The sequence below is a fragment of the Rhodanobacter sp. FW021-MT20 genome (genome assembly GCF_041107475.1).
Classification (GTDB): Bacteria; Pseudomonadota; Gammaproteobacteria; order Xanthomonadales; family Rhodanobacteraceae; genus Rhodanobacter_A; species Rhodanobacter_A glycinis.
Genome location: NZ_JBGBPX010000023.1, coordinates 18,427 through 32,677, shown reverse-complemented (window position 1 = coordinate 32,677; position 14,251 = coordinate 18,427). Strand labels below are relative to the sequence as shown.

Genomic DNA, 14,251 nt, shown 5'->3' with positions numbered 1-14,251 from the left:
GTGAGGCTTTATGGTCGACAAACAACATTGGGAAACGGTTTATCAGAGCAAGGCCGCCGATGCGGTGAGCTGGTACCGCCCGCACCTGGATACCTCGCTGGCCCTGATCGAACAGGCACTGCCGGACCGCGAGGCTGCCATTATCGACATCGGCGGGGGTGAGGCTACCCTGGTCGACGATCTGATCGCGCGCGGCTATAGCAAGCTCACGGTGCTGGACATCTCGGCAGCAGCGATCGATGTCGCCAGACGGCGTCTGGGTGAGGCCGCCGCCAAGGTCACCTGGCTGGTCGACGACATCCTGCAAGTGGCATTGCCGGCGCAGCGCTTCGACCTTTGGCATGACCGCGCACTATTCCATTTCCTCACCTTGCCCGAGCAGCGGGCATGCTACGTCGAGCAGCTCACTTCCGCGCTGAAGCCGGACGGGCACGTCATTATCTCGACCTTCGGCCCGCAGGGTCCGGCCAAGTGCAGTGGGCTCGACACCGTGCGCCATGACAGCGAATCCTTGCAGCGCGAGCTCGGGCCACGCTTCAACCTGATCGAGCAGCGCAGCGAACTGCATCAAACACCGTTCGGCACCACTCAGCAGTTCTTCTATGGCCATTTTCGGCTTGCCTGAGCGGTACTGCGGGTGGAGGTTTGCTGTTGTCACCACAAGCTTGCAAAGCGCGTCAAAAAAAACCGTGTGCACGAGCTATCTCCAGGGCCAAAGTGCACGGTCGCCACCATCGAATCGTCTTGCCTCGCTCAAAGGTCACCCACGCAAGGTGACCAGTTTTACGATCCCCCAAAGCGACCACCCCGCCGGCGGTTTAGTACAACGAGGTTTATGTGTCGCGTCATGTACCGCGCCTTGGATCTTGCTATGTCGGCGCGCCCGATAAACGCTTAAAAATGTACCTTTGTGCACGCACAGTCGAGGTTTTGAGATGACACATAGCAATAGAGATCCGGGCGCACACCTTGCCGCGGCATTAGCAGTGGGGCTGGCCACATGTCTAGTCATGCCCGCATCGGCCCAAACGATGCGGCAAGAGCACGTGCATCAAATGTCGCATGACGTGATGCCGTTCGACATGTCCAAGACTGTGCACATCTTCAAAATGACTGAGCAGGGAGGGGTAGAGAGCGTTGTCGCAAGGAAGGCGGGGGAGAGTGATCAGATCGCGCTCATTCAACAGCACCTACAGCATGAAGCGGGGCTGTTCCAGAAGGGAAACTATTCAGATCCTGCGAAGCTGCATGGAGCAGACATGCCTGGGCTCAAAGAACTCGAGGCCGGAGCGTCTCACATCAAAGTAAGGTATGCCGCTTTGCGAAATGGTGCTGAAATAACGTTTACGACAACGGATATCCATCTGCTGACGGCTATACACAGATGGTTTGGAGCGCAGTTATCTGATCATGGCGCTGACGCAAAGTCAAAATGAGCGAGCAGTGGGCCAACAATCGGTTCCAGAGGACGTCCCCGCTTCACGGGGCCGCCACTGAACGTGGGCGTTGAAGACTAGCCTCCCCGATAGCGGACGTTCGCCAACGTCTCCTTCGGGTCGACAAGGGACTTTCATCTGGATGGTCAGCCGGTTGGCGATGCCGGTCAGGTTGTGTGGCGAGCCTAGTGAGCTGTGTCGGAAATGATTGGTCAACAAACTGGCAATCTGCAGTTCGGAGCCCGGGGTCACTGTAGTTGCTTCGTGCTTGCGGTGGTGGGTGCCGTGTTCGCTCCGACGCAGCGAAATTTCCGTAGAAGCGGCGCACTTCAATGCGGCGCTATGCACTCACCGGCCGGCTGTAGAAGGGCACGAGATTGATGCTGGCGATACCCGCGCGATGTGAAGGTTCATCGCTAACGAACCTGACTTCGAATCGGTGTTGGTCGGCACCTGCTCTCACAGCAAGTGCTTTCAGGCTTTTTGCCAGCTCGAGGTCTAGATCATGCTTCAGACCTAACACGACCACTGGAGGAGAAGTTCCCCGGGTGAGTTCGTATAGATATGCCTCGTCGACCTTTCTACTGATGTTGAACCAGGTGGCCAAAACGACTGCAACTGGATAGAGCGCATCGTCGGGAAGCCGAAAGGCCCAAGGAGCTTGGGGGGACGGCTCTCCTGGATCCAAACCCTGCGCCGCGAAGAACTTTCGCATCATCGCCACTCGTGCCGCGTCAAGCTCGAACGGGGACGATGACAGTGGATTAATGATGCAACGCCGGCCTCCGCCCGCTGCCAAGAGGACACGCATCGGCACTCGAACGGTCGTGGCTGGTGCCAGGACTGGGATAGTCAGATGCGACACGTCGGTAAATATCGGGACGAACGGATCGCCACTTGTTTCATCTTTCCAGAGGGCTAGGTTCTTGCCGCGCTCCGCCGCACCAGGTCCAGGCGGTTGCATCACGATCGTAAGTACGTCATGGCAGCTCAAGTCTTGGAGAAAGGCTGCTTCTGCAGCCAAGTCATCACCCGCATGAAGCCACGAAGCCTCAAGCAAACCGCTTTGGTCTTGCACCATCAGTATGTACCTCTCCGGCTCGCAGGCATTGCGGCCCTCTCGTTAGCGAATTGGCATTTCAGGAAACCGCAACGTTGTCGTCACATCTTCAGTCGCTTCGCCTTTGATGAAGCGCCCAATTGTCGTTGCCTCTACAAGGCGATCACCCAGCTACGTTGGGGTCATTGCGCTCTTTGTCGCGTGGTGGTGGCCAGCGATCCGATGGCTTCCCGTCGACGCTGGTGTCGAAGATCGGCTCCAGAACATGGGCTGGGCTGGCCAATTCATGCCATCCCGCCTGGAACACCTCATTGGCCGATGGGTAGTGGCGCAGAAGCCACTTGGCGTCACTACGTATCGAGTCCGGAACTTGGCGGTTGCCGAGTAGCAGCCTCAAGAACTCTCTCGTTTCGATGACCGCTCGCGAACGTTCGTACGGAAGCGTCATGACTGCTTCACTTGCGCTCTCATCGAATGCTTCTGCTGATGCTCGTGGAACATCGGCGCATGGCGATTCAGGAACTGCTTCATGGTTCCCTTGTACTTCAGCGCCTCTCCTGGAAGCGATATCGCAAGCGCTTTCGCGATGCTGAGAGCGTACGAGACCTGGCTCTTGGTTGGTGGTTGGAGGTCGTCGTCCAGGATGCTGGCCAGACTGGTGATCAACCGCCACTCGAATGGCGCGTTGGTGCCCGTGCTCAGGCACCGCTCCAGCTGGATGCCCAAGGCTTCCCGGGAGTTCCAACTCATCGCGATGTCCAAAGACAGATCCAGATCATCATCGACCAATCGAAGTGGCATCGTCGTGTCACCTTCCTATACTTATATGTAGACTACATCTAAAGGCGTAGCCCTAAAAGTATCGTCTGCTTACGGTCACCGCATGGACAAGGTGACGCTACAGACCAAATTGGGTACCGCCGTGCGTGAGCGTCGGCAAGCCCTTGAATACAGCCAGGACACCTTTGCCGATGCCATCGGCATGCACCGCGCCTACTACAGCGCCATCGAGCGCGGCGAGCGGAACGTAACGCTGGCCACCCTCGCTAGGGTGGCAGACGGGCTGGACATGCCGATTGCAGCATTGATGGCGCAAGCCAAGCTTTAAGCCCTGCCGCCGGCATACGGGTTGGCTCAGGACTACCGGGAACAACATCATTGAATATCGAGTTGAGAAAGACCTTATGGGCCGCCGCCGACAAGCTGCGATCCAGCATGGACGCGGCCGAGTACAAGCATCTGGTGCTCGGGCTGATCTTCGTGAAGTACATCTCCGATGCGTTCGACGAGTTGCGCAGCGGTTTACGTGTGGCGCTGGCTGACCCAGAGTCCGAGTTGTACCTCGATGATCCCGTCGTGCGCGCCGCCGCCGAAGAGGATCGCGATTACTACACCGCCGCCAACGTGTTCTGGGTGCCCGAGCAGGCACGCTGGGAGAATCTTCGCGCGCATGCCAAGCAGGCGAACATCGGCCGCCGCATCGACGCCGCGCTGGACGCGATCGAGGCGGACAACCCGCGCCTGAAGGGCATCCTCGACAAGCGCTTCGGCCGCGCCCAGCTGGAACCGGGCAAGCTCGGCGAGCTGGTCGACCTGGTTTCCACGATCGGTTTCGGCGCGGGCGACAAGGCCAAGGACGTGCTCGGCGAAGTGTACGAATACTTCCTCGGCCAGTTCGCCAGCGCCGAAGGCAAAAAGGGTGGCCAGTTCTACACGCCCGCCTCGGTGGTCAAGGTGCTGGTGGAAATTCTCGGCCCGCACCAGGGCAAGGTGTACGACCCGTGTTGCGGCTCCGGCGGCATGTTCGTGCAGTCGGAGAAATTCGTGGAAAGCCACGGCGGCCGCTTCGGCGACCTCAGCATCTACGGCCAGGAGGCGAACCCGACCACCTGGCGGCTGGTGGCGATGAACCTGGCCATCCGCGGCATGGATTTCAACCTCGGCAAGGAGCCGGCCGATACCTTCCACCGCGACCAGCACCCCGACCTGCGCGCCGACTACGTGCTGGCCAACCCACCGTTCAACATCAGCGACTGGGGCGGCGAGCGCCTCGCCGACGACCGCCGCTGGCAGTTCGGCACGCCGCCCGCCGGCAACGCGAACTACGCCTGGCTGCAGCACATCCTGCATCACCTGTCCGCGCGCGGTCAGGCCGGCGTGGTGCTGGCCAACGGCAGCATGAGCTCCAACCAGAACAGCGAAGGCGCGATCCGCCAGGCGATGATTGAACGCGACGTGGTCGAGGTGATGGTGGCACTGCCGCCACAGTTGTTCTTCAACACCACAATTCCCGCCTGCCTGTGGTTCCTGGCCAAGGACAAGACGAAAAACGGCCGGGATCGCAGAGGTGAAGTGCTGTTCATCGACGCGCGCAAACTCGGTCGTTTGGAAGGCCGCGTGTTCCGCGTCTTCGACGACGAAGACATCGCCCGCATCGGCGACACCGTGCACCGCTGGCGGGAAGACGGCTTCGTGCACAACATGCCATTCGCGCATGACAACCAAGAAGAGCCCGCTCCCACCGAGCGCAATCCGCAGAGCTCAAAGAAATCCGTTCACGCTGAGCGTAGCCCGCAGGGCGAAGTCGAAGCGCCGCCCGAACCCTACGCCGACATTCCCGGCTTCTGCCGTAGCGTGCCCCTCGCCGAAATCGCCGAACACGGCTACGTGCTCACCCCCGGCCGCTACGTGGGCGCGGAGGATATCGAGGACGACGACGAGGTGTTCAGCGAGAAGATGGATCGGCTTACCGCGCAGCTCGCTGAGCAGATGGCCAGAGGCGTGGAACTGGATGCGCTGATTCGAGAGAAGTTGGGGGCGTTGGGTTATGGCGTCTGAGTGGCCAGAGATACAGATCGGCGAGTTGGTACGACGTGGCGAAGTCACGTTGCAAACCGGTCCGTTCGGCTCACAACTCCACAAGCATGACTACATTGAACATGGCATACCCGTGGTACCCACTGAAGCCATAGGCCGCGGCCTCATCTTGTCGGAATCGGTGCTTCCTCAAATCACCAGCGAGAAGGCGTCTGAACTCAAACGCCATGTTTTGCAGCGCGGCGATATCTTGTTTGCGCGCCGCGGAGCGCAAGCAACGGGCCTTTCCGCCTATGTGGATGATGATCATGTCGGCGCACTTTGCGGTACCGGAGCGATCTTGCTTCGACTTCGATCATCTACCCTGGACTCGAAATTTCTTGCCTCCTTTCTTGCAACCAATGAAGCATTTGAGTGGCTGCGTACCCACGCTGTGGGGGCCGTCATGCCCAACCTCAATACAGGCATCATTTCCAAGCTGACGGTGCCTGTTCCTCCCCCGTCGGTACAAGTCGAAATAGCAAGCTTCATGTCGGCTATTGAGTGTCGAATCCAGCTTCTGAAGAAGGAGGACGCCACCCTCGAAGCGATCGCCCAAGCCCTGTTCAAGTCATGGTTCGCCGACTTCGACCCGGTGCGTGCAAAAGCCGAAGGCCGCGAACCCGATGGTATGGCCGCCGCCACCACCGCGCTGTTCCCGGACTCCTTCGAAGATTCCCCGCTCGGCCCGATTCCGCATGGTTGGCAGGCACGTTCGCTCGATTCCATTGCGAATTATCTCAACGGTCTCGCGCTGCAAAAATTTCCACCCGAGAGCGAAGACGAGTTTCTGCCGGTCATCAAAATCGCGCAACTACGCGCTGGCACTGCCACCTATGCCGACCGCGCGAGCGCTCGACTGAAGCCGGATTACGTGGTTCACGACGGCGACGTACTTTTCTCGTGGTCAGGTTCATTGGAAGTGGAGTTCTGGTGCGGTGGCGACGGCGCCCTCAACCAGCATTTGTTCAAGGTGACCTCCACCGAAGTTCCCAAGTGGTTCTACTACCTCGCCACACGCCAGCACTTGCCTATGTTTCGGCAAATTGCGGCAAGTAAGGCAACCACCATGGGGCATATCCAACGGCAACACCTCACGCAGGCGAAGGTCGCAGTACCGCCACTGCCGGTACTGACGGCAGCAACCGAAATCATTGAGCCGTTGCTCGATAGGCGTATCTCAAACTCGCTGCAAATGCGTCAACTCACCCAACTCCGCGACACTCTGCTTCCCCGCCTGATCTCCGGCAAGCTACGCCTGCCCGAGGCGCAGAGCCTGAGCGAAGAGGCCATCGCATGAGCTGGCGATCGAATCCGCACGCGCAGCTGTCGCTGATTGCTCGCGAAGGTGCTGTGCAGCCTTGACTACGTAAACCAGCAGGGCTGCCCCTTGACCTCGGCATTCCCATCCCTATGTTCTATTCGGGGGCGCGTCTGGCGCCATTACGCGACATTGGGGAAAGCATGGAACGGCCATACTTTTTGAAGGAGCTGGCACAGACCGGCTACAACATCGGCTATGCCGCCAAAAAGCATCTGGCGACCTATGACATCGTCGAAAAGGCGCCAGGTTGGATCAGTTTAGTCACCTTGGGATTCGGTGTTTTTGCACTCGTTATTCCAGCGATGGAGAATCATATCCTAGCGGCGGTGTTGCTGCTGATCGGTATTGCCGCCTTCTACTTCAACTCGTACCAGGATCAGCGCGCCCGCTATGAAAACGTCGGCAGCCGTCTGACTACCCTGTTTACCGAACTTCGTGGGCTTTACTACGAAGCCAAAGGGCGCCATGAAGGAGACGATTTGGCTGACCTTGAGGCTAGGTATCGTGAGACCTTGGCCGAGTCGCAATCCATCGGGATCAGCAAGCAAATCTTCCTCAGCGACTGGTACGCGCATTACAAGTTCTTCTGGCAGGCGCAGACCGACTGGCTGGACGAGCAACTTCATTTCAAATTTTGGCGAGACAAGATTCCACTCTCGCTGTCCGTCACGGTGTTCGTGGTCGTGATCTTGGTGATCCTAGGTTTGACACACATCCATATCTGCCTCGCAAATGGAGTTGCAAAATGAGCATCGCCAGCCTCTTCAAAGACTTTCGCTTGGCACTGACGGTTAGCAACGCTGCCGACATCTCGCAGAAGTACGGCAGCATCACCACACGACTTAATGCCGACTTCTGGGATATTGAGTCGGATCAGCGCAATAGCCTTCAGATTGGGTCGTACGGCCGCCATACAGCCATTGAGGGCGTCAGCGACCTCGACATGGTCTTTGAACTGCCTGCGGCGGAGCTGGAACGTTACAAGAAGCTTGAGGGCAACGGTCCGTCCAGCATGCTTCGTGAAGTGCGCGACTCGCTCAAGAACCGCTATCCAAATACAACTATCAAGGCGGACGGCCAAGTAGTTGGTGTCTTTTTCAATGGCTATCACGTCGAGGTCTTGCCAGCGTTCCTCAACGCGGATGGCGACTATATCCACGGCGATACGAACAATGGCGGTTCGTGGAAAGTCACCAAGCCTCGCCCCGAAATAAAGGTAGTCAACGAACTCGATAAGGTCACAAACGGCAACCTGAAAGACGTCAGCAAGATGCTTCGTGCGTGGAAGAACAAGGACGGTGTGGGAATTGGCGGATTGTTGATCGACACGTTTTCCTACAATTTCTTTTCACAATCGAGCAAGTTCAACGCGGCCACCTACAGCACGTATCCAGACTTGTTTCTGGATCTCTTCACCTATCTGGGCGCGCTGCCGGAACAGGAATACTGGATGGCACCAGGAAGTGGTCAGCGTGTCAGGTGCAAGTCGAAGTTCCAAGCAAAAGCGAAGAAGGCGGCTAAACGATGCCAGGAGGCCATCCATGCCGTGGGCGATGCAGCGCAAGCGAAGCTATGGCGGAACATTTTCGGTCGGCATTTCCCGAAAGTCGTTGTGATGAAGGAAGCCGCTGCGGCCGTAGTTCGGGACGGCGAGCAGTTCATAGAAGATCTCTATCCGGTCGATGTTCGCTACGACATCGAGTTGGATTGTGAAACCAAAGAGGCCAATGTCCTTCGCGATGCGCTGCAAAAAATGCTTCGTTCAAGGCAACGCGTGCCGGTCGGTCGCCATCTGCGCTTCCACGTTGTCGATTGCGACGTACCCGGCATCTATTCACTTTTTTGGAAGGTGCGCAATCGGGGAGCCGAGGCGGTCCGACGCGATCAACTGAGAGGAGAGATCAGTCCAGATCAAGGCAAGCGGGAGCGAACCGAAGCTGCCTCCTTTCCCGGAGAGCACTACGTCGAGGTGTATGCAGTCCAAGATGGTGTGGTGGTTGCCAGAGACCGGATCGGGGTACCGATCTAAAAGCCTGCGCCGGCTGGTGATGAAGTGGCTAGCCGACCCTATTCGTCGCCCGACTAGTCGAGCGTACCTCGACGATCAAACCGCAGAAGCCGCGTCCGCAACACTGAATCCAGATCTCGCTGGGCCGCGCCGGCTTCATCCTCAGCGGCACCGTCAGCCAAGCGATGCACGGCTCGGCGTGGTGGTGTACATCAACGACAGGGGGGCGAAGCTTCGCTTCGAACAACTGCGCCAACAGCTCGAACCGATCGAGACAAAACGCGGCTGCGCACTGGAATGGCAGGAACTCCCCGACGCCCACGCCTGCTGCATCGCCCTCTGCCGTCCCGACAGCCTTCTGGAAAACGAAACCCGCTGGCCCGAATACATCGCCTGGATGATCGACCAGACGACGCGCATGCCCGACGTTTTCAGGCCGGTGATTCGGGCGTTGCCGTGAAGTCGAGGTGCGCCGGCACGACTTGTTGCGGATTTCCGGCATGTTGACCACTCGACTGAAGGTCGCTTGCCGATCCACAGCGGACACTTCAAGAACTGAGTGCGTACACCTCAAGCAGTGCGACTGGATTGAGGAATACTTCTGTGGGTAACCGAATTCTAAGAGAAGTTACTAACGGTACCGTTTTGAATACGGGCAGTCGGTCATATAGGATGATGAGTGGGGCTTTCAGAATGGGTAAATCTTGATCGGCACGACGATTTCGCGCCGACAAAGCGTAGTCGAGTTAATGTTTGGCGTGGAAACCAGAGCAACCAACAGCGGAGGTGCGTGATGTCCGGATCAGGTGGTGGTTTCGGAGGCGGAGCGAGCGACGATGCGCCAATTGCTTGCGAGCGTCTCATCATCGAAACGGCGATTTCCTCTCCGAAGGAAGCCGTTATCAAGAACTTGTCGATCAACGATGTCCTACAGGTCGAACTCGAGCAACTAGGTGCGACCAGCGTAGTCGCCCTGACCTACCAAGGCGAAAGGGCTGGCGGCATCACGCACGCCCAGACCAATCGGCTGCGAGAATGCATTCATGCGGGAACCAAGTACGTCGCCACGGTAATTTCCAAGTCCGATGGCCAAGTTCGGGTTCGCATTAAGCCGGTCTAGCAGCGGCATCACTACAGGGGAGGTTGAGATGCTGACGATCGTTGGTGGTGTGTATCGGGAGCGATGCTTACGGCCCAATTGGGACGAGTTCTATGGCTCTGCGGGACGTGCGGCAAGCGCGATCGCTAAATTGGCTGGCAAGGTTGCTTTGCACAGTTATATGACCTCCCAAGCGAAAGGGGTCTTGGACGATAGGAAGGTTGCGGAAGGATTCGACGTCTACGATACCGAAACGACTGAGGGTATCAGCTTCTACTATGAGCATGGACTGGCTCGACCCAAATTCTGGCGCCCAACGAGCCAGCTGTCTCCCTTGCAGGTCAAGGGTGACCACGTCCTTCGTTACGGCATGATGGAAGGCACGGCCATCATCCATGCGGATTACGCCGTATTCGATCCGCAGAATGTCGATGGACCAGAGTCCTTCCACCAGAACGGATCTACCGCCAATCACCTGGCGTTGGTGCTGAACAGATACGAGGCACGTGCGCTGCTCGGGGCGGCTGATAACCTCTCATTGGATCAGGCTGCCCAGCAACTGGCCCACCAGGAGAATGCCGAAGTTGTGATCATCAAATGCGGCCCACAAGGCGCACTTGTATGGCATAGCGGCAAGATCACTCAAGTCCCGGCCTACGAAACTACCAATGTTTGGAAGATCGGTTCTGGCGACCAGTTCGCCGCGAACTTCGCCTATGCGTGGATGGAAGAGCAGCGAGATCCCGTGGCAGCTGCAGATCGGGCATCTCGCGCGACAGCGTTCTACTGCCAACACCTCGGTTTTCCTACTGCCTCCGAACTTGATGGCTATAAACCCGACCCTATTTTCATCTCGGACAATTACAAGAAGGGGGTGCGACGCAAGGTTTACCTTGCCGGGCCGTTCTTCACGCTTGGTGAGTTGTGGGTGGTCGATCAGACCCGCCGTAGTTTGCTCGACATGGGATTGGAGGTCTTTTCTCCCTACCATGATGTCGGCCCGGGCGATGCCGCGGATGTCGTGCCCAAGGACATTATGGGCATTCACGATTGCGACTTGTTGCTGGCCATCATGGACGGCACCGATGCCGGTACCGTCTTCGAGGTCGGCTTCGCCCACCGCGAAGGAAAACCAGTGATCGTTTATGCCGAGAACGAGACGACCGAGAACCGAAAGATGATGATCGGCTCGGGGTGCTTCATGTGCAGGGACTTCGTCAGCGCGATCTACAAGACCGTGTGGGTCGCCGCGTCTCTATGAAGACGGCGCTGCTACTTTCCGGCGGCATGGATTCCATCGCCCTTGCGTGGTGGAAGCGCCCCGAGTTGGCATTCACGGTCGACTACGGCCAGCTCGCCGCCACTGCCGAGATCAGTGCGTCAGCCGCGATCTGCAGTGCCTTAGACATCCCGCACACGGTGCTCCGTTTCGACGCCAAGGCATTGGGTTCCGGTGACATGGCGGGTACCGCACCCGACCCGAACGCACCGGCCAGTGACTGGTGGCCGTATCGCAACCAGTTGTTGGTGACCCTAGTGGCAATGAAGGCCGTGGCCACCGGTGTTCAGCGGCTCTGGTTGGGAACCGTCGCATCGGACGGCATCCACAAGGACGGCACTCCCGAGTTCTTCGAAAACATCAATCGCCTGCTTTCCCACCAAGAAGGCGGCATCGTCGTTGAAGCGCCAGCGATTGGCCTGCGAACGGCGGATCTGATTCGCCAGTCGGACATTCCGCGGTCCATGCTCGCGTGGGCTCACAGCTGCCACAAGGCTGATGTTCCTTGCTGCCACTGTCGTGGCTGCAATAAGCATTTCGAGACTCTGCAGGAGCTGGATGCTGATGTGGCCACTGGGGACTGACCCGATACCACGTTCCGCGCCGGACCTCTACAGCCCTATCGAGTGGGAGGTTAAGGGGCGTCGCTCACTTCCCGTTTCCGATGGCGAAGCGTTAGCTCCCATGGCTACCACGCTTGACACCCGACATAGCCACCGAACATTTGCGCCTGTTCCTGAAGCGCTGCTAGGTGCTTTGCTGTGGCATACCGCTCGGACCAAAGAAGCGGCCCGATCTCCACTCGGATTCCAGATCGAGCATCGTCCAACACCCTCGGCGGGCGCTATTCATCCCATCCATTTGGTCATCCAGCTCACAGATGAAGAGAGCTGGGCGCGTTACAACCCGCAGGATCACAGCTTGGACCTTCTGGCGAAGGACGACAGCCTTTTGCAGCCATTGGTCGACTGCAGCGAGCAGGTGGTGCCACGGGGCGGTGGCCACTTGATCCTGTTCGTGGCCGAGCCGGGAAAGACTGCCGCCAAGTATGAGAACCCAGAAAGCCTAATCTGGCGCGATGCGGGGGTTCTGCAGGGCAGCCTCGCCCTGGTCGCCGCAGCATTGGGATTGAACTACTGCCTGCTTGGCATCACGGGCAACCCGTGGGTCGCCCAGCTATCCGATCAGGGCAAGCTGCAGGGAGTCGGCGTCGCGATCCTTGGGGCGAAACCTTGATGTCGCATGCTTTTGTTTGAACTTGCCCTCGGGCAATGACTCCAGCACTGTCGCGACGGTGCGCGGGGACGCCATCATTTCCCACCAAATCACCGCATCTAGTTCCGACGAGCGCACGCCCAAGGCCTTGCTAAAAGCAAGGAACTGCTGTTCCAACTCGAGGTAATGGCGCTCAACCGTCAGTCCAGCATCGAGGAACTTCGCAAGGGCGCCGGCGCGCAAGATGTGAATATCCAAGATCGCCACATCATCGGCATTGAGCCAGTTGCGGGCAATCCAAGAGGCAGTCTTGAACCCGATTCCCGGTATACCAAGTAGCCAATCCCGCAATTCCCGCCCCGAGTTCTGCGGCGAGGGTTCGGCCATCAGTCGCTCGAACGCTGCGGCAAGATAACGTGCCTTTTGCGCCGCAAAACGATAACGGATGTGCTTGCCATCGACTTCGATCGGCTCCGACAACCAGCCGCGCAAGGTTGCTTCATCCTGGTTGGGCCTTTCAAACGCGCCCTTGGCCTTCAAATGCTCGAAAGCCCGGAGTCCGATGCGAGCCGGGATGCCGTGGCCGCCCAACAGGCAGGCACCGACTTCTTCGCGCAAAGTCCGTCCCAGTCGGTAGTTGATCGAACGCGCCTCAATGCGTCGTGCGATGACTTGGTAGGCCCAGTACGCCGGAGAAGGGAATGCTTCGACGTATCCCCATTGAACACCCGGCATGACCTCTGTTTCGGGTGGCGGCAAATCGACACTGACCGCCATCGATTCCAGCATCACGTAAGCGCGCTGCATGGGCTCCTCCAATCCGAGAATCAGAACCCGCGAGACAAACCACGGGTAAAGGACCGCTGCGCCGCAAGCACTCCTAACCGCCATTCAACCATCCGGAACGCTAACGACCAGTGATTACGGCTGAAGGCCGGTGCATGTGCTTGCCCGCAACTTTCTTACGAGCGAAGTATGCCATAAAGTATGCCTATATGCCTAATAGAAAGGCCCCCGTTCATTCCTGGATGGCGCAGCTCCCGGCTGCGTTACGGGCACGCATGGACGTTGAGGGGCACACTCAGAAGGACGTAGAAGACGCTACTGGCGTGCCGCAACCGCAGATTAGTCGCGTCCTCAACGGGCGGCGCAAGCGACCAACCGATGCAATGCGAAAGTTATGCTTATATGCCGATCTAAAAATGACGGGAGAAGCCCTTTCAGGCTCGGCTGAACTCTCTGGGCTGCTACAGCAAGTCATCGCTGGCGGCCCACAAGCAACGGCGTGCGTGGCAGGAATTCTCAAAAGCCTGATGCCGCTGCTAGGAAATTCAACACAACGCAAGCGGAAGAGGTAGTGTCACGAAAAGTCGCAGCGCATCAAAGGTCGTAACATGCTCTTAGTTCTTGGACTTCGCTTTTTTTGCGTTCGCCGCTTAGTGTGAGCGGCGGCGCTGCTCAACCGAGCACCAGCTCTGTCCGCTTGCGCGACAACCAGCGCTCCGTGTAGTTGTCGCGCAAATCGCGGCTCAGCCGTGCCTTCAAGTGCGCACTCATCGCACCAAGCGAAACCAGCCGATCGATCCAGCCGAGATCGTGGGCAAAACGCACGGCGGCCATGTCCGGGCTGTTGAGCAGCCAGGCCGGCGCAGCAAGAGTTCCCGCGTAGATCAGCAGATCGCGTTCGCCGGCATCGAGGGTGGGATGACCATGCGCCATGTTGAATGTCACCCGTTGTATTTCGGTGATCGATTCGACGTGGCTCAGTTGCCCGCGCAGCACGGCCTCGTCAATCCAGTGCTCGGGATCGCGGTTCTGGTAGCCGGTCTGGGTTTCCTCGACGACCTTGGCCACCGTGTGCAAGGCAAAGTAGTTGGCCAGCGGTATCCAGCAGCCGGTCTGATGCGCTTCGAGAATGACGTTGGTATCTACCAGCACAATCTGTCGCGGTTGGAAATCCATTCCGTGCTGACC

At 58.4% G+C, this 14,251-nt stretch carries 18 protein-coding genes; 13 read left to right on the top strand and 5 right to left on the bottom strand.

Annotated elements, in window-relative coordinates:
* Window positions 1-10 precede the first annotated feature (10 nt).
* Together AB7849_RS17685 and AB7849_RS17680 are read left to right on the top strand one after the other, a co-directional pair.
* Complete coding sequence (locus AB7849_RS17685; protein ID WP_008215318.1) at window positions 11-625, top strand: class I SAM-dependent methyltransferase; 615 nt, start codon at window positions 11-13, stop codon at window positions 623-625.
* 310 nt (window positions 626-935) lie between these two features.
* Window positions 936-1,436 (top strand): hypothetical protein, encoded by a 501-nt coding sequence (locus AB7849_RS17680; RefSeq protein ID WP_037101886.1) that lies wholly within the window; start codon window positions 936-938, stop codon window positions 1,434-1,436.
* 340 nt (window positions 1,437-1,776) lie between these two features.
* Here AB7849_RS17680 and AB7849_RS17675 read toward each other — a convergent pair whose 3' ends face one another.
* The 3 genes from AB7849_RS17675 to AB7849_RS17665 all read right to left on the bottom strand — a co-directional run bounded on the left by AB7849_RS17675 (window position 1,777) and on the right by AB7849_RS17665 (window position 3,297).
* Window positions 1,777-2,517 (bottom strand): SseB family protein, encoded by a 741-nt coding sequence (locus AB7849_RS17675; RefSeq protein ID WP_369501465.1) that lies wholly within the window; start codon window positions 2,515-2,517, stop codon window positions 1,777-1,779.
* Window positions 2,518-2,659: 142 nt separating this feature from the next.
* Window positions 2,660-2,944 (bottom strand): BPSL0761 family protein, encoded by a 285-nt coding sequence (locus AB7849_RS17670; protein WP_081491851.1) that lies wholly within the window; start codon window positions 2,942-2,944, stop codon window positions 2,660-2,662.
* Window positions 2,941-3,297, bottom strand: a complete 357-nt coding sequence (locus AB7849_RS17665) for a hypothetical protein (RefSeq protein WP_037101883.1) — start codon at window positions 3,295-3,297, stop codon at window positions 2,941-2,943. Before AB7849_RS17665 ends, AB7849_RS17670 begins: the two co-directional genes overlap by 4 nt.
* Window positions 3,298-3,379: 82 nt before the next feature.
* On the opposite strand from AB7849_RS17665, the gene AB7849_RS17660 reads away from it, so the two are divergent.
* The 10 genes from AB7849_RS17660 (at window position 3,380) to AB7849_RS17615 (ending at window position 12,298) form a co-directional block, all read left to right on the top strand.
* Window positions 3,380-3,604 (top strand): helix-turn-helix domain-containing protein, encoded by a 225-nt coding sequence (locus AB7849_RS17660; RefSeq protein WP_008215315.1) that lies wholly within the window; start codon window positions 3,380-3,382, stop codon window positions 3,602-3,604.
* A 50-nt stretch (window positions 3,605-3,654) separates the two neighbouring features.
* Entirely contained in the window at window positions 3,655-5,334 is a 1,680-nt protein-coding gene (locus AB7849_RS17655; RefSeq protein ID WP_008215313.1) for a type I restriction-modification system subunit M, read from the top strand.
* The gene (locus tag AB7849_RS17650; protein WP_081491850.1) at window positions 5,324-6,652 is read left to right on the top strand and encodes a restriction endonuclease subunit S; all 1,329 of its coding nucleotides are present in this window, start codon (window positions 5,324-5,326) and stop codon (window positions 6,650-6,652) included. Before AB7849_RS17655 ends, AB7849_RS17650 begins: the two co-directional genes overlap by 11 nt.
* A 164-nt stretch (window positions 6,653-6,816) precedes the next feature.
* Window positions 6,817-7,425: an SLATT domain-containing protein gene (locus AB7849_RS17645; RefSeq protein ID WP_037101892.1), complete on the top strand. Its 609-nt coding sequence runs from the start codon at window positions 6,817-6,819 to the stop codon at window positions 7,423-7,425.
* The gene (locus AB7849_RS17640) at window positions 7,422-8,705 is read left to right on the top strand and encodes an SMODS domain-containing nucleotidyltransferase (RefSeq protein ID WP_369501464.1); all 1,284 of its coding nucleotides are present in this window, start codon (window positions 7,422-7,424) and stop codon (window positions 8,703-8,705) included. Before AB7849_RS17645 ends, AB7849_RS17640 begins: the two co-directional genes overlap by 4 nt.
* Window positions 8,650-9,144, top strand: a complete 495-nt coding sequence (locus AB7849_RS17635; RefSeq protein WP_081491849.1) for a DUF4268 domain-containing protein — start codon at window positions 8,650-8,652, stop codon at window positions 9,142-9,144. Before AB7849_RS17640 ends, AB7849_RS17635 begins: the two co-directional genes overlap by 56 nt.
* 333 nt (window positions 9,145-9,477) lie before the next feature.
* Window positions 9,478-9,804, top strand: a complete 327-nt coding sequence (locus tag AB7849_RS17630) for a hypothetical protein (RefSeq protein ID WP_008215303.1) — start codon at window positions 9,478-9,480, stop codon at window positions 9,802-9,804.
* A 28-nt stretch (window positions 9,805-9,832) separates the two neighbouring features.
* Window positions 9,833-11,044 carry a PfkB family carbohydrate kinase gene (locus AB7849_RS17625; RefSeq protein ID WP_008215301.1) on the top strand — a complete coding sequence of 404 codons (1,212 nt, stop codon included), beginning with the start codon at window positions 9,833-9,835 and terminating at the stop codon, window positions 11,042-11,044.
* The gene (locus AB7849_RS17620; protein ID WP_008215299.1) at window positions 11,041-11,646 is read left to right on the top strand and encodes a 7-cyano-7-deazaguanine synthase; all 606 of its coding nucleotides are present in this window, start codon (window positions 11,041-11,043) and stop codon (window positions 11,644-11,646) included. Before AB7849_RS17625 ends, AB7849_RS17620 begins: the two co-directional genes overlap by 4 nt.
* Before the next feature lie 100 nt (window positions 11,647-11,746).
* Window positions 11,747-12,298 carry a nitroreductase family protein gene (locus tag AB7849_RS17615; RefSeq protein ID WP_157618202.1) on the top strand — a complete coding sequence of 184 codons (552 nt, stop codon included), beginning with the start codon at window positions 11,747-11,749 and terminating at the stop codon, window positions 12,296-12,298.
* Here AB7849_RS17615 and AB7849_RS17610 read toward each other — a convergent pair.
* The gene (locus AB7849_RS17610; RefSeq protein WP_369501463.1) at window positions 12,239-13,084 is read right to left on the bottom strand and encodes an 8-oxoguanine DNA glycosylase; all 846 of its coding nucleotides are present in this window, start codon (window positions 13,082-13,084) and stop codon (window positions 12,239-12,241) included. The two genes, AB7849_RS17615 and AB7849_RS17610, sit on opposite strands and share 60 nt — an antisense overlap.
* Window positions 13,085-13,218: 134 nt before the next feature.
* Here AB7849_RS17610 and AB7849_RS17605 point away from each other — a divergent pair, with 134 nt between their 5' ends.
* Window positions 13,219-13,635, top strand: coding sequence for a helix-turn-helix domain-containing protein (locus AB7849_RS17605; protein ID WP_369501462.1), 417 nt, complete (start codon window positions 13,219-13,221; stop codon window positions 13,633-13,635).
* Between the two features lie 100 nt (window positions 13,636-13,735).
* On the opposite strand, the gene AB7849_RS17600 is transcribed toward AB7849_RS17605, so the two are convergent.
* Window positions 13,736-14,239, bottom strand: a complete 504-nt coding sequence (locus tag AB7849_RS17600) for a hypothetical protein (protein ID WP_008215293.1) — start codon at window positions 14,237-14,239, stop codon at window positions 13,736-13,738.
* Between the last annotated feature and the right edge of the window lie 12 nt (window positions 14,240-14,251).

What these genes read in the sequence shown, in the direction of transcription:
- AB7849_RS17660 (WP_008215315.1), top strand. Translation starts at nt 3,380, where the DNA reads ATGGACAAGGTGACGCTACAGACCAAATTGGGTACCGCCGTGCGTGAG.
- AB7849_RS17635 (WP_081491849.1), top strand. Translation starts at nt 8,650, where the DNA reads ATGCAGTCCAAGATGGTGTGGTGGTTGCCAGAGACCGGATCGGGGTAC.
- AB7849_RS17620 (WP_008215299.1), top strand. Translation starts at nt 11,041, where the DNA reads ATGAAGACGGCGCTGCTACTTTCCGGCGGCATGGATTCCATCGCCCTT.
- AB7849_RS17650 (WP_081491850.1), top strand. Translation starts at nt 5,324, where the DNA reads ATGGCGTCTGAGTGGCCAGAGATACAGATCGGCGAGTTGGTACGACGT.
- AB7849_RS17685 (WP_008215318.1), top strand. Translation starts at nt 11, where the DNA reads ATGGTCGACAAACAACATTGGGAAACGGTTTATCAGAGCAAGGCCGCC.
- AB7849_RS17640 (WP_369501464.1), top strand. Translation starts at nt 7,422, where the DNA reads ATGAGCATCGCCAGCCTCTTCAAAGACTTTCGCTTGGCACTGACGGTT.
- AB7849_RS17675 (WP_369501465.1), bottom strand. Translation starts at nt 2,517, where the DNA reads ATGGTGCAAGACCAAAGCGGTTTGCTTGAGGCTTCGTGGCTTCATGCG.
- AB7849_RS17625 (WP_008215301.1), top strand. Translation starts at nt 9,833, where the DNA reads ATGCTGACGATCGTTGGTGGTGTGTATCGGGAGCGATGCTTACGGCCC.
- AB7849_RS17670 (WP_081491851.1), bottom strand. Translation starts at nt 2,944, where the DNA reads ATGACGCTTCCGTACGAACGTTCGCGAGCGGTCATCGAAACGAGAGAG.
- AB7849_RS17630 (WP_008215303.1), top strand. Translation starts at nt 9,478, where the DNA reads ATGTCCGGATCAGGTGGTGGTTTCGGAGGCGGAGCGAGCGACGATGCG.
- AB7849_RS17645 (WP_037101892.1), top strand. Translation starts at nt 6,817, where the DNA reads ATGGAACGGCCATACTTTTTGAAGGAGCTGGCACAGACCGGCTACAAC.
- AB7849_RS17600 (WP_008215293.1), bottom strand. Translation starts at nt 14,239, where the DNA reads ATGGATTTCCAACCGCGACAGATTGTGCTGGTAGATACCAACGTCATT.
- AB7849_RS17665 (WP_037101883.1), bottom strand. Translation starts at nt 3,297, where the DNA reads ATGCCACTTCGATTGGTCGATGATGATCTGGATCTGTCTTTGGACATC.
- AB7849_RS17610 (WP_369501463.1), bottom strand. Translation starts at nt 13,084, where the DNA reads ATGCAGCGCGCTTACGTGATGCTGGAATCGATGGCGGTCAGTGTCGAT.
- AB7849_RS17605 (WP_369501462.1), top strand. Translation starts at nt 13,219, where the DNA reads ATGTGCTTGCCCGCAACTTTCTTACGAGCGAAGTATGCCATAAAGTAT.
- AB7849_RS17680 (WP_037101886.1), top strand. Translation starts at nt 936, where the DNA reads ATGACACATAGCAATAGAGATCCGGGCGCACACCTTGCCGCGGCATTA.
- AB7849_RS17615 (WP_157618202.1), top strand. Translation starts at nt 11,747, where the DNA reads ATGGCTACCACGCTTGACACCCGACATAGCCACCGAACATTTGCGCCT.